Source organism: Clostridium swellfunianum, assembly GCF_023656515.1.
GTDB lineage: Bacteria > Bacillota > Clostridia > Clostridiales > Clostridiaceae > Clostridium_AT > Clostridium_AT swellfunianum.
In genome coordinates, this window is the sequence record NZ_JAMOFV010000006.1 from 3512803 (window position 1) to 3527094 (window position 14292).

At 35.7% G+C, this 14292-nt stretch carries 13 protein-coding genes; 11 read left to right on the forward strand and 2 right to left on the reverse strand.

Annotated features, from left to right (window positions below):
* Window positions 1–24 precede the first annotated feature (24 nt).
* Together NBE98_RS16530 and NBE98_RS16535 are read left to right on the forward strand one after the other, a co-directional pair.
* The gene (locus NBE98_RS16530; RefSeq protein WP_250816119.1) at window positions 25–1770 is read left to right on the forward strand and encodes a glycoside hydrolase family 35 protein; all 1746 of its coding nucleotides are present in this window, start codon (window positions 25–27) and stop codon (window positions 1768–1770) included.
* A 49-nt stretch (window positions 1771–1819) separates the two neighbouring features.
* Window positions 1820–3265 carry an arylsulfatase gene (locus NBE98_RS16535; protein WP_250816120.1) on the forward strand — a complete coding sequence of 482 codons (1446 nt, stop codon included), beginning with the start codon at window positions 1820–1822 and terminating at the stop codon, window positions 3263–3265.
* Window positions 3266–3320: 55 nt separating this feature from the next.
* Here NBE98_RS16535 and NBE98_RS16540 read toward each other — a convergent pair whose 3' ends face one another.
* Complete coding sequence (locus tag NBE98_RS16540) at window positions 3321–4343, reverse strand: LacI family DNA-binding transcriptional regulator (protein WP_250816121.1); 1023 nt, start codon at window positions 4341–4343, stop codon at window positions 3321–3323.
* A gap of 170 nt (window positions 4344–4513) precedes the next feature.
* Between NBE98_RS16540 and NBE98_RS16545 the strand changes: the two genes are divergently transcribed.
* The 8 genes from NBE98_RS16545 (at window position 4514) to NBE98_RS16580 (ending at window position 12178) form a co-directional block, all read left to right on the forward strand.
* Window positions 4514–5350, forward strand: coding sequence for a triose-phosphate isomerase family protein (locus NBE98_RS16545; protein ID WP_250816122.1), 837 nt, complete (start codon window positions 4514–4516; stop codon window positions 5348–5350).
* Window positions 5351–5488: 138 nt separating this feature from the next.
* Entirely contained in the window at window positions 5489–6967 is a 1479-nt protein-coding gene (locus tag NBE98_RS16550; protein WP_250816123.1) for a lactate racemase domain-containing protein, read from the forward strand.
* A 30-nt stretch (window positions 6968–6997) separates the two neighbouring features.
* A complete protein-coding gene (locus tag NBE98_RS16555; protein ID WP_250816124.1) occupies window positions 6998–7570 on the forward strand; it encodes a uridine kinase family protein in 573 nt (190 codons plus the stop codon).
* A 20-nt stretch (window positions 7571–7590) separates the two neighbouring features.
* On the forward strand, window positions 7591–8127 hold the full coding sequence (locus NBE98_RS16560; protein ID WP_250816125.1) for an ECF transporter S component: 537 nt from the start codon (window positions 7591–7593) through the stop codon (window positions 8125–8127).
* Between the two features lie 10 nt (window positions 8128–8137).
* A complete protein-coding gene (locus NBE98_RS16565) occupies window positions 8138–9013 on the forward strand; it encodes an aldose 1-epimerase family protein (protein WP_250816126.1) in 876 nt (291 codons plus the stop codon).
* Between the two features lie 16 nt (window positions 9014–9029).
* Window positions 9030–10181, forward strand: coding sequence for an N-acetylglucosamine-6-phosphate deacetylase (nagA, locus tag NBE98_RS16570; protein ID WP_250816127.1), 1152 nt, complete (start codon window positions 9030–9032; stop codon window positions 10179–10181).
* Window positions 10182–10198: 17 nt separating this feature from the next.
* On the forward strand, window positions 10199–11014 hold the full coding sequence (locus NBE98_RS16575) for a sugar phosphate isomerase family (protein WP_250816128.1): 816 nt from the start codon (window positions 10199–10201) through the stop codon (window positions 11012–11014).
* A gap of 15 nt (window positions 11015–11029) precedes the next feature.
* Window positions 11030–12178, forward strand: a complete 1149-nt coding sequence (locus tag NBE98_RS16580; protein ID WP_250816129.1) for a class II fructose-bisphosphate aldolase — start codon at window positions 11030–11032, stop codon at window positions 12176–12178.
* A gap of 169 nt (window positions 12179–12347) precedes the next feature.
* Here NBE98_RS16580 and NBE98_RS16585 read toward each other — a convergent pair whose 3' ends face one another.
* Window positions 12348–13082 carry a GntR family transcriptional regulator gene (locus tag NBE98_RS16585; protein WP_250816130.1) on the reverse strand — a complete coding sequence of 245 codons (735 nt, stop codon included), beginning with the start codon at window positions 13080–13082 and terminating at the stop codon, window positions 12348–12350.
* Between the two features lie 410 nt (window positions 13083–13492).
* Here NBE98_RS16585 and udp point away from each other — a divergent pair, with 410 nt between their 5' ends.
* Complete coding sequence (gene udp, locus NBE98_RS16590; RefSeq protein ID WP_250816131.1) at window positions 13493–14275, forward strand: uridine phosphorylase; 783 nt, start codon at window positions 13493–13495, stop codon at window positions 14273–14275.
* Window positions 14276–14292: the final 17 nt, after the last annotated feature.

A 14292-nucleotide genomic window follows, 5' to 3' on the forward strand; every position in this document is an offset into this window, starting at 1 on the left:
GGTTGTTTTGTAAAGGAGATAGTTATGGCTAAATTTGAAGCTAGAAATGGTAGATTTTTTTATAATGAAAGTGAAATACGAATTATTTCAGGAAGTATTCACTACTTCAGAGTGGTGCCAGAATATTGGAGAGATAGACTGGAAAAGTTAAAAGCCTGTGGATTTAATACAGTAGAGACCTATGTGCCTTGGAATTTACATGAACCTCAACCAGAACAATATAATTTTGCAGGCATGGCTGATATTGAAGGATTCATAAAGATTGCTCAGGAGTTAGGCCTTCTTGTTATAGTAAGACCATCCCCTTTTATATGCGCAGAATGGGAGTTTGGAGGATTGCCCTCCTGGTTGCTTAAGGATCGTAACATGAGATTAAGATGTGCATATAAGCCATTTCTTGACAGGGTTGATAAATACTATGACATTCTAATTGAAAAAATGAAACCTTTATTGTGCACAAATGGCGGACCAATAATAGCTATGCAAGTAGAAAATGAATATGGAAGCTATGGCAATGATAAGGAATATCTTAAATATATTGAAAAAGCTCTTATAAAAAGAGGAATAGACGTGCTCCTGTTTACGTCTGACGGACCAAGTGATCTTATGCTTGGTGGCGGAACCCTTCCTAATATTCTAAAGACCGCAAACTTTGGGTCAAAGGCAGAAGAAGCCTTTAAAAAACTTAGGGAATATGAAAAGGAAGGCCCATTAATGTGTACAGAGTTTTGGATTGGCTGGTTTGACCAGTGGGGGAACGAGCATCATATAAGAGATGCTAAAGATGTAGCAGAGGTTTTTGAAGATATTCTTAAAGCAGGAAGCTCAGTGAATTTCTATATGTTTCATGGCGGAACTAATTTTGGCTTTTATAATGGAGCTAACTATTTTGAGAAATATGATGCAACGGTAACAAGTTATGATTATGGTTCCTTATTAAGTGAAGATGGTGAGCCTACAGATAAATATTATCTTGTTAAGGAGTTAATAAGCAAGTATCAAACTGCTCCTGAGGTCAAGCTCTCTACGAATATCAGGAAGAAGACTTATGGAGAGGTAAGGATCACTGAAGGCTCTGCACTTTTTGATATACTTCCTAGCATAGCTGAGCCAATATATACTCCATATGTTCAGACAATGGAAGAAGTTGATCAAGACTATGGCTTCATATTATATAGGACAGAGATAAAGGGTCCATGGAAAGGTGCTACTATGTCCTTTATGGATATGCATGATAGAGCTCAAATATTTGTTAATGGTCAATATAAAGGAACGGTGCATAGAAATGATTTGAAGAAGGATATTGTACTTGATTTTGAAGAAGACTCGAACAAACTTGATATTCTTGTTGAAAACATGGGTAGAATCAACTATGGTCCATATCTAAAGGATTTTAAAGGAATAAGTGATAATGTTAAGCTTGATTACCAGTTTCACTATGGGTGGGAAATATATCCGCTACCTCTAAACAATATAGAAGCGATAAAATTTGATAATTTACCTGAAAATCTTCAGAAAGATAAACCAATGTTCTATAGAGCAAGCTTTAATATTAAAGAGGTGGGAGACACGTTTCTTGATCTAGAAGGATGGACAAAAGGTGTTGTATTTATAAATGGTTTTAACATAGGCAGGTATTGGAATATAGGTCCGCAGAAGAAGTTATATATACCAGGCCCACTCTTAAAAGAGGGTAATAATAAAATTGTAATATTTGAACAGCATGCTGCTGAAAAACTTGTTATTAGATTTACTGACAAGCCTTTTTAAGAGAAGAAGTGAAAAGGTATAAGTCTTTTTGGCTTAAAGGAGTACGAAAATGAAACCAAATGTAATTTTGATAGAAGTAGATCAAATGCGTGGAGACTGTATTGGAGTACTAGGGTATTCAGTAGTTGAAACTCCTTATCTTGATACTATGGTGAGAAATGGATACTTGTTTAATAATGCATATTCAGCAACACCAACTTGTGTTCCAGCAAGAGCTGCTATACTTACAGGAATGTCTCAGAGATCTCATGGAAGAGTAGGGTATATGGATAAAGTTGATTGGAATTATGAACATACAATTGCTTCAGAATTTATGAATGCTGGATATCATACTCAAGCTATAGGAAAAATGCATGTATATCCAACAAGAAATCTTTGTGGTTTTCATAATGTTGTTTTACATGATGGATATTTTCATTACTGCAGAAATTCTAATGTTTCAATAATTGAGCATTTTAATCAATGCGATGACTATTTAAATTGGTTAAAAGAGAAAAATTGCAATATTGATTTGCTTGATTGCGGGCTTGAGTGTAATTCATGGATATCAAGACCTTGGATGTATAGTGAGGAACTTCATCCAACAAATTGGGTAACAACACAATCTATAGATTTCTTAAGAAAGAGAGATCCGAGAAAGCCATTCTTCTTAAAGATGTCTTATGTAAGACCACATTCGCCATTAGATCCACCAGAGGTTTATTATAATCAATATATAAATGAATATATTAAAGATTCTCCTATTGGCGATTGGGCTGACACGGAAGATAAGAAAGGTGCCGGGCAAATATTTAATTGCTCAAAAGGTATGGTTAACAAAAAGGCATTAAGAAGGGCAAAGGCTTCGTATTATGGCTTGATAACTCATATTGATCACCAGATAGGAAGATTTCTGCAAGTGCTTGATGAATACAACTGCTTAAATAATTCCATTATATTATTTACTTCTGACCATGGTGACTTACTTGGAGATCATAATTTATTCAGAAAAACCTATCCTTATCAGGGGAGCATAGCTGTTCCATTTATTATATATGATCCAGGTAATTTATTAGGAAGAGAAAGGGGAAGAGTTATTTCTGATATTGTAGAGCTTAGGGATATTATGCCTACATTATTAGATATAGCAGGTTTGGATATCCCAGATACTGTAGATGGTAAAAGTGTTAGAACATTGATAGAAGGCAGTTCTGATTCTTGGAGAGAATACTTACATGGTGAACATAGTGGAGGAATAATTTCTAATCATTATATAGTTACCGATAAAGATAAATACATATGGTATTCTCAAACAGGTCAAGAACAGTATTTTGACATCTATAAGGATCCGCATGAGATTCAAGACCTTATAAAGGATGAGAATTATGCCTCAAGAATTAATTACTTAAGAAGGCAGCTAATAAAAGAACTAGAAGGAAGAGAAGAAGGCTACACTGACGGCAAAAACCTTATAGTTGGAAAAAGCCCGCTAGCTTGTTTGAGCCATATACTATAATAAAATAGTAGACTTCAGTAAAAATTCGATTTTGCTGAAGTCTTATTTTTTATAGTTATACTTTCATAGTGCTACTTTCGCGCTTTGCGATAGTAAAAGGTATATCTATTTTAATTGGAAGGCTATGCCCGTGCTCAATCCGATCAATTAATGTTTTTGCAGTTATTTTACCTAGTTCATCTATAGGAATATGTACAGTAGTCAGCATAGGGGATACATATTGAGCCATGTCGATATCATCAATGCTGATGATAGAGATATCCTCTGGCACTCGAAGGTTATTTTCCTTAATAGCTTTTAATGCTCCTATTGCAGTAATATCGTTAGCGCAAAATATTGCGGTAATATTTGTGTTATTTCGCAAAAGTTCTTTTGCTCCTTTGTATCCTCCATCAGTTGATAAATGAGTGTTAATAATACATTTATGATTTATGGGAAGGGATAATTCCTTTAGGGCATCGCTATATCCTTTATAGCGGACTTCGTTATTCACTTCTCCGATATATCCTATATTTGTGTGTCTTTGGCTTGCAAGGTGTTTTACTGCAGCTATGGATGCCTTATAACCATCACAAATAATTTGGTCATAGTTGCAATCAATGCTATTAAGTCCCGCATATACAATATTCTTGTAATGCTTTTTTAGAAAGCTTATAAGGTTTGGATTAAATCTTCCAAGAACTACAACACCATCTACTTTGGTATTTGATATGATGTTAAATGTTGTTGAACTGTTTAAATCGAAGGCTGAAAAAGTATATCTTAAGTTGTAGCCTTGCTTAAAAGCCTCTTTTTCTATAGAACGAGAAAGATCCAAAAAAAATGGTTCATCGATTGCGTCAACAGAACGTGCTACTATGCAGGCTATGCCTTTATTTTCCTTTATGCTAGGGGTATCGCTTTCGCCTAACTTCAGACTGCGTGCAGCGGCATTAGGAGTATAACCAGTCTCTCGTACAATAGACCAGATTTTTTCTTGTAACTCCTGGCTGGCTGCTTTTGTATCTTTATTATTTATTACTCTAGAAACAGTAGAAACAGAAACACCCACACGTGCAGCAATATCTTTCAGTGTCATGATAAAACCTCCATATAACTTGATAGGCTTATTTTAATAGTTTTATTTTAACATTTCTATTAATATCTTAGCAAACGTTTGGGTAAAATCTTGAGAAAGTTTTGAAGACTATATGCTACTATAATCATATAGACAATAATTAAAAGTTAGAAACAAGGCAGGGGATTACAGTGAAACATATATTTTTAAATCTTAAGAGATTTGATATTCCAAAGGAATTAGGCGGCGTAAACAGTATTGCTCCAATTAAAGAGTGGAGTAAATATATCGTAGGTAATATTCAAGAAACATTGAAAAAATATAGTGCTGATGATACTGAGTTTGTAATGTTTTTCCCAGAGGCACATTTAATTGGTGCTGTTAATGAAAGGTCTCAAAGTAGCCCCGTAAAGATTGGATGTCAGGGAGTATTCAGAGAGGATACTTCTATAGGAGGTAATTTTGGTGCCTATACTACAAACTGTACTGCTAATGCAGTAAAGAGTATTGGATGCGAATATACAATTATAGGACACTGTGAAGAAAGAAGAGATATGCTTGGTATTATGCAGGAGGCTGGAGTTTATGATACTGATGCAGTTAATCGTTTGCTAAATAAAGAAGTTAAATGTGCAGTTAAATCAGGTTTAAAGGTATTATATTGTATTGGTGAAACTTCAGAGGAACAGCAAAACTGGCAGGAGGTTTTAAGAAAACAGCTTTCTATAGGTATTGAAGGTGTAGACATGTCAAAGGTTATTATAGCTTATGAGCCAGTATGGGCAATTGGACCAGGAAAGACACCGCCTTCAAAGGAATATATTCAAAAGGTTGCACGCTTTATTAAGGAATCAACTAATGGTTTGTCAGTAGTTTATGGCGGAGGTTTAAAAGCTGATAATGCAGAAATGCTTGCCTCTATAGCTGAGATTGATGGAGGTTTGATTGCATTAACAAGATTCAGTGGAGAAATTGGATTTTACCCTGAAGAATATTTAGAGATTGTTAGGGCCTATACGGGTTTTTAAATATAAAAATGAAAATAACATATGGTTATTTAATAATTTAGGAGGTTAAAGTCCTAAATGCACTTAAACGTGCAGTTTGCGAGAGGGAGCGAGTAGTCTTAAACTAATCATTGTTTCAACTAAAAGGAGGAAATATTTATGAAATTATCATTTGAGTACGGGCATGGGACTATGGAGGCAAATTTACCTGATAATACTGATGTGTTTATTCCAGGAGTGACAGTACCTGATCCAGAATGTATTCCTGAGGATAAGTTAATAGAGGAAACTAGAAAATCAATACTAAATCCAATAGGCATGGAGCCATTGTCTAAGCTTGCAAAGAAGGGGCATAAGGCTGTTATCATATTCCCTGACAGAGTTAAAGGCGGAGAACAGCCAACAGCTCACAGAAAGATATCTATTCCAATAATTTTAGAAGAGCTATATAAAGCAGGAGTTGAGAAAAAAGATATACTTCTCATTTGTTCAAATGGCTTGCACCGTAAAAATACTGAAAAAGAAATTAAAGGAGTGCTGGGAGAAGAGTTATTTAATGAGTTCTGGTATACTCATCAAATAATTAACCATGACAGTGAGGATTATGACAATTTGGTGGATCTTGGTAAAACAGAGCGCGGTGATGCAGTTCTTATGAATAAATATGTTTATGATGCAGATATTGCAGTGCTTATAGGTCATACACAAGGAAATCCATATGGAGGATATTCAGGTGGTTATAAGCATTGTTCTACAGGTATTACACATTGGCGCTCTATTGCAACACACCATGTACCTGAGGTTATGCACCGCAAAGACTTTACACCTGTATCAAATACTTCTCTAATGAGAAGAAAGTTCGATGAAATTGGAATGTACATGGAAGAAAAGATGGGCAAGAAATTTTTCTGCTGCGATGCAGTACTAGATACTAAATCACGTCAGATTGAGATTAACAGCGGCTATGCAGCAGAGATGCAACCAAAGGCTTTTGAAACAGCAGATAAACGTACTTATGTACATTGGGCAGAGAAAAAATATGATGTGGTGATATTTGGAATGCCGCAGTACTTCCATTATGGCGACGGAATGGGAACTAATCCGGTAATGATGATGCAAGCACTTTCGGCTCAAGTCATAAGGCACAAGAGAATTCTATCACCTAACTGTGTGTTTATTGTATCATCCATCTGCAACGGATTTTTCCATGATGAGCTATTCACTGGATACCGTGAGGTATTTAATATGTTCCAGAAGAACTATATGAATATTCTCCCCGATATGAACAGATATGGTGAAATGTTTGCAACCAATGAGGAATATATAAGAAATTATCGCTTCGGCAATGGTTTTCATCCATTCCACGCATTTTCAATGATTAGTTGTGGACACATTGCTGAGATGAATACTTCTGCTATATACATTGTAGGTGCGCAGGAGCCTGGCTATGCTAGAGCGATGGGGTTAAAAACCAGATCAACTTTTGAGGAAGCATTAGAAGATGCAAAGAAAAAATATGTTGGACAAAATCCCAATATTCTTGCGCTGCCACTTGCCTTTAAAACTGCAGCTGTTCATCTTTGCATGAAGCATGAAGGACAAGGTAATTATGGAGTTGACTCGTGTCATCAGGGATAGAAGAAACCTTACAAAGGAGGAAGAAACTGCGTGGAATTTCTACCCGTTATTACAGCATTGAAGAAATATGCAGAGGCTGATGTACCAGCCATTATTGCAATTGATGGCCGCTGCGGCAGTGGAAAAACTTCTCTGGCGGAACTATTAAGAGAACAGTTTGACTGCAATGTGTTTCACATGGATGATTTCTTTCTCCCTTTTGAAATGAAGACAGAAGAACGTCTTGCTGAGCCTGGTGGCAATGTTCATTATGAGAGATTCCGGGATGAAGTTCTTAATGGACTTCTAAAGCAAGAGGATGTAGCCTTCAGACCATACTGCTGCTCCAAAGGAAAGTTAGGCGAGCCAATCCATGTAAAATATAAAAATATAAATATAGTTGAAGGCAGTTATTGCCTTCATCCAACCCTGATGCATGCTTATAATTATAAAATCTTCTTAACTATTGAGCCTAAGACTCAACAGCGACGTATCCTCAAACGTAATGGAGAGAGAATGCTGCAAAACTTTATTAATAGATGGATTCCGTTGGAAGAGGATTATTTTTTAAAACTTAATATAAAAGATCATTGTAATATTATAATTGATACCACAGCATTTTAGCATTTGAAAGGGGTTCTTACATGAAAATTAATCGTACTCAAAAGCTTGTATATACTGGTCTTTGCATAGGAATTGGCCTGATTCTTCCACAGTTCGTAAAGATTATACCTGTATCAAATCCAGGAGCAATTCTACTGCCGATGCATATTACAGTGCTGCTCTGCGGATTTATATGTGGGTGGCCTTACGGGGCTTTCTGTGGTGTGATTGTGCCTCTATTAGCTTCCGTCTTAACTGGAAAGCCTCCATTATTTCCAACAGGCATATCCATGATGTTCGAGCTGGGGGCCTATGGCGCACTTACAGGGATAATATATCTTTACACAAGGGGAAAGATATACCTTTCACTTATTGGAGCCATGTTGGGTGGAAGAATTGTTTTGGGTGTTGTAAATACCATATTATTTAGCTTCACGGATAAAGCCTATGGAATGGCAGTGTTTATCTCTGGAGCATTTGTTACAGCATTGCCAGGTATAGTTATCCAGATTATTCTAATACCTTTAATAGTAAATAATCTGAGAAAATCTAAAATAGTAGCTATGAATATTGGTTAGGTAAATAATAATGATATATAAAATAGAAAATCAACATTTAGAAGTAGAGATTAACAGCTTTGGCGCTGAACTCTGGTCTATCGTAAACAAAAGTGACCAGACTCAGCATTTATGGCAGGGAGATAAGTCTATTTGGCCAAGGAGATCACCTATACTATTTCCTCACTGTGGTAGGCTTAAGGGGAATATTTACAAGCTTGAGGGCAAAGACTACCAGTCTCCTATGCATGGTTTTGCACGTGATTATGAACATGAATTAGTTAATCAAAGTGAGACATCTATTACTTTTGTTTTAGAAAGCAATGAAGAAACCTTTAAGCTGTATCCATACCGATTTAAGTTATATACAAGGTATGAGCTGGATAATAATAGGCTTAATTGCACCTTTGAGGTTGTAAATTGCGGAAATTATGAGATGCTGTTTAGTATAGGGTATCATACAGGACTTATGTGTCCTTTTGATAGTACAAAGTCTATAGAAGACTATAGTATTGTATTTGAAAAAGAAGAAACGCCTGTAGAGTTATTATGTAATTCTGAGGGACTCTTAAGCGGAGAACAAAGAATATACTTTGACAAGAAAAATATAATTGAGCTTAACGATAAAATATTTCAAAGCAGTATAATCTTGTCTAAGTTAAGGTCCGATTATGTAAGTATTATCGAAAACAATACAGGAAGATATGTAAAAGTTAATATAAAAGATTTTGAGTATGTTGTACTTTGGTCTATGCCTGATAATGTAAAATTTATTTGCATAGAGCCTTGGCATGGACTACCAGACATGTACAATACAGAGGGTCAACTTGATAAGAAACTTGGAATTCAAAAGATAAATGCAGGTGAACATTTTACCTGTACTCAAACTATTGAAATTAATAGATAAAGAAAGGATGGTTTGAATGGTACGGAATTTATTAATAAGAAATGGGAATGTATTAGTTAATGGTCAAGTAACTGCATCAGATGTTCTGGTAGAAGATGGAAGGGTAGTAGAAATATCAAAAAATATTTCACATAGAAAAGATGCTGAAGTTTTTGACGCAGAAGATAACCTAGTTCTTCCAGGGTTCATTGATATGCACACTCATGGCGGAGCTGGAGTAGATATGAATAACGCTGAAGTGGATGATATTCGCAAGCTTTGTGAATTCTTCGCCTCTCAAGGAACAACGGGTTTTCTGCCAACTTTATTGACAGATACAAAAGAAAAACTCTGCGAATGCATTGAAAATATTATTCAAGCAAAAAATACTTTGAATACAGGAAGTGAGATACTAGGTATTCACCTAGAAGGTCCTTATCTTTGCAAGGAATACAAAGGAGCCATGCCTGAGCATCTATTGCAAACACCTTCTGTTTCAGATTTTAACTATTATCAGAAAGTTGCAGAGGGAAACATTAAATTAATGACAGTATCACCAGAGGTAGAAGGAGTTCCAGAGTTTATTAAGGAAATTAGCAAAACAGGGGTTGTAATCTCCTTGGGACATAGTGGGGCGGATTATGAGACAACAATGAAATGCATTGAAAATGGAGCAAAAAGCGCTACTCATACTTTTAATGTGATGAAGCTTATGCATCAGCACTTTCCTGCAATTAGTGGCGCAGTACTTGAAAGCGATATATATTGTGAAGCAATCTGCGATGGAATTCACCTTCATCCTGCAGTGGTGCGAATACTTTTAAAAACTAAAGGAATAAATCGTGTAATTGGTGTAACAGACAGTATTATGGCAGCTGGATTAGGTGATGGTGAATATAAGCTAGGGGTTAATGATATTGTGGTAATCAATGGAGATGCACGTCTTGCGGACCTTTCTGCAAGAGCGGGTAGTACTCTTACAACTGGCAATATGTTTAAAAATTTAATAAAATTCACAGGAAGACCTATAGGAGAAATTTCGAAGATTATGTCAGAAAATCCTGCAAGTCTGCTTGGCTTTTCAAAAGAAAAAGGTACTATTGAGGTTGGCAAAGATGCTGACTTGGTTGTATTAAACCATAATTATGATGTAACTAATACCTTTGTTATGGGAAGAAAAATATATTAAAAGTGGAGGGGATCGCAATGCATGATTACTTTAAAAAAACATCCATAGAACTAGGCATAGGTGCAAAGATTAATGTGCTAAAGCTTGGTGATTCCGGCGAGGTATTTTATGAAATGGCGTTGGAAATGGTTAATGCTATTGTGGAAAATAATGCTTTAGATAAAAATACAGTATTTATCTGTCCTGTGGGACCAGTAGGCCAGTATCCCATCTTTGTAAGACTAGTAAATTTTCATGACATCAGTTTAAAAAATGTTTGGTTTATAAATATGGACGAGTACTTGGATGAGGAAAAACAATGGATAAGTATTAAACATAAATTAAGCTTCAGAGGGTTTATGAATCGTGAAGTTTACAGCAAAATAAAACCAGAACTTCTTATGGCAGAAGAACAGAGAATTTTTCCAGACCCAAACAATTTAAAGAATATCTCAGATACTATTAATAAACTTGGTGGTGTAGATATCTGTTTCGGTGGGATTGGTATAAATGGACATCTTGCTTTCAATGAGCCGGAGGATATAACACCAGAAGAATTTGCAGAAAGAACTACTAGAGTACTTGAAATTTCACGAGAGACTAGAACAATAAATGCAGTTGGTGACTTAAATGGTGCAATTGATGCAATGCCAAAATATTGTGTAACTATCGGAATGAAAGAGATTTTATCTGCTAAAAAGATAAGGCTGTATTGCTTTAGAGACTGGCATAGAGCTGTGGTAAGGCAAGCTGCTTATGGAGAAATATCAGCTCATTTCCCAGTTACATTAGTTCAAAATCACCCTGATGCAAAAATAACAATAAATTCAAATGCTGCAGAGCAAGCATTTTAAACTAGGAGGAATAGTATGCCATTAATTCCGTTAAGACCTTTATTAGAGACAATAAACAAATATAAATTCGCACAAGGTGCATTTAATGTAAATGCTGTGGCTCAGGCGAAGGCAGTAATAGATATTCATAGTACCTTTCGTTCAGCAGCAATACTGCAAGGCGCTGATCTTGCAAATGGCTTTATGGGTGGACGAACTGATTTTATGAATTCCACACTGGAGGATAAGAAGCTTGGAGCAAAACGTATTGCAGATGCAGTTAAAAAATTTGCAGCTGAAACAGAGATCCCTGTAGTTCTTCATCTTGATCATGGCAAAGACTTTGATTCTGTTAAGGCTGCTATAGATAATGGCTATACGTCTGTTATGATTGACGGGTCCCATCTAAGCTTTGATGAAAATGCAGAGCTAACTCGTGAAGTAGTAAGGTATGCTCATGAAAGAGGCGTTACAGTAGAAGGGGAGCTTGGTGTTTTGGCAGGTGTAGAAGATGATGTATTCGCCGAAAACTCTACGTACACTAATCCTATGAAAGTCGTTGAGTTTTTCCGAAAAACCGGAGTGGATTGCCTTGCAATTTCTTATGGAACCATGCATGGTGCAAATAAGGGGAAAGATGCAAAGCTAAGAAAGGAAATTGCTATTGCCTGTACAGAAAACCTCCGACATGAAGGGATATTTGGGGTTCTAGTATCTCACGGCTCCTCTACAGTGCCTGGATATATAGTTGATGAAATAAATCAGCTAGGAGGAAACATTCAAAATGCCTATGGGATTCCGATTAACGAATTAAAATCAGTAATACCTTATGGTATTGGAAAAATAAATGTTGACACGGATATCCGTCTTGCAGTTACTAGAAACCTGTGGGAATTGTTTACACAAAACCCTACATTAAAGAATAGTAAATCCGTAGGTGAAATTTACAGGCTGCTTTGTACAAAAAATAATCAATTTGATCCAAGAGTATTCTTGACTCCAATAATGGATACAGTAACTACTGGAATTGTTCCTGATGTTGAGGTTGCAGCAGTTGTGGATTGTATTGAAAAGGGTGTAAAAGAAGTTGTGGGTACATTAATTGTTGAGTTTGGTTCTGTGGGCCACGCCAATAAAGTGAAATGTACTACCCTGGATCAAATGGCTGATTATTATAGAAAGTAGATATTACTATAGAGCTATAAATATATATCTAAATAATTATATTATTGTAAATCCCTTTGCTTACTGCTTAGGATTGTTTTAAATAATTAGACTTAAATATTATGAATTGTTAAGATTAGAAGTGAAAAGGCAAATTTAAATAGGAAGAACACTAAGCTTGGTGTTCTTCCTATTTTTTTTGATGAACTTCAATAAAACTTGATTTAATTGGTAAGTAGTGCTTATTAGAAACTACTGGGAAGTCCGAACCTTCATACATGGTTTCTTGTACAAGATAAAACTGATTTTCAGACGAAATTGGAGAGAACTTTGCTGAAACATTTCCAGAGGTTGAATATTTAATTTCAACTAGTACATTGCTGCATAGGTCATAAAGTTCTTTCTCTATAAATTCCAACACTCTATCATGGTTGTTTAAATCTATATTAAATTTTGAAATAGTCTCGATTGGAATCAAGGTAAATGAGTAGGCAACAGGATTACCCTGAGATTTATACCATCTATCAATAACTACTACAACAGGAGTTTTTCTCCCTAAAGTTTGGTTTATGTAATCTGAAGATGGTTCTATACGCAGTTCCATCTTAATTTCATCAATTGTATCAGAAGAACACTTGTATACTGGATGTCCAATTGCTTCTAACCCAATAGGTTTTTCAGAGTGTGATTTTATTATATAATTTCCTTTTCCCCTAATATTTTTAACTACTCCATCGTCTTGAAGCAGTGATAACGCCTGCCTTAAGGTTGTTCTGCTTACACCGAGCAACTTAGACAAGTCAGGCTCGGAGGGCAGCCTGCTCCCCTCAGGGAAATTACCTTCATTTATCATTTTAAAAAGCTGGTTATAAACAGTCAAAAATTTAAATTCCTTTTCTTTTGGGATCACATTCAATTTATCCATTAAAATAGCACCTTCCTGCCAATATAGATTTGTCTAGACAAGTATATTTGGCAAAACGTAAATAATCAATATAATATTGCTAATATTAATTATAGCCTGGATTTTTAAAATAGACAACTAAATAAGCAAAACATTCTTAATTCAGGAATAAAATATCACTAAAGGTTATAGAATTGTATGTATTTAAACGTAGGCAGAAGGCTTAGTATAACTATAGGTAATAAAGCAGATAATAGAGACTAAAAGTAATACAAAAAATATTGACATAAAAAAATAGACATGTTAAACTCATATTACAGACACTAATACAAGCCGATAGACAAGTTGGCAAGGTGTCTATTTATTGTAAACAATTGTAAACGTATAATGTAAACGGTTCGTATAGTATAAAAATAAATGGAGGAATTAAAATGATTTACTCACAAGGTTCAGGAAAAGAATATCATATCAACGTTGGTAAAGGTGACGTAGGAAAGTATGTTATACTTCCGGGAGACCCAAAGAGATGCGCTAAGATAGCGGCGCACTTTGATAATCCGCAGTTAGTTGCAGACAGCAGAGAATATGTTACATATACCGGATACCTGGATGGAGTGAAAGTAAGCGTTACATCAACAGGCATAGGGGGGCCATCAGCTGCTATTGCTCTTGAAGAACTAGTAAATTGCGGGGCTGATACTTTTATAAGAGTTGGTACCTGCGGTGGTATGGATATAGATGTTAAGGGCGGAGATGTAGTTGTAGCTACTGGAGCTATCAGAATGGAAGGAACAAGTAAGGAGTATGCTCCAATTGAATTTCCAGCAGTAGCAAACTTTGAGATTGTAAATTCACTTGTTGATGCTTGCAAAACTTTAAACAAGACTCATCATGTTGGAGTAGTACAATGCAAAGATTCCTTTTATGGACAGCATTCTCCAGAAACAAAGCCTGTTAGCTATGAATTAATGGATAAGTGGAATGCATGGCTAAGATGTGGAACTCTTGCTTCTGAAATGGAGTCAGCTGCTTTGTTTGTAGCAGGCAGTTATTTGAGAGTAAGAGTAGGATCTGTATTTTTAGTGGTTGCCAATCAGGAACGCGCAAAAGCAGGACTAGAAAATGCACAAGTTCATGATACTGAAACAGCAATAGAAGTTGCAGTACAAGGCATCAGGAATTTAATAAAGGGTGAAAAGGAAAGAATAGGCTAGTAAAACAACCACTGTCT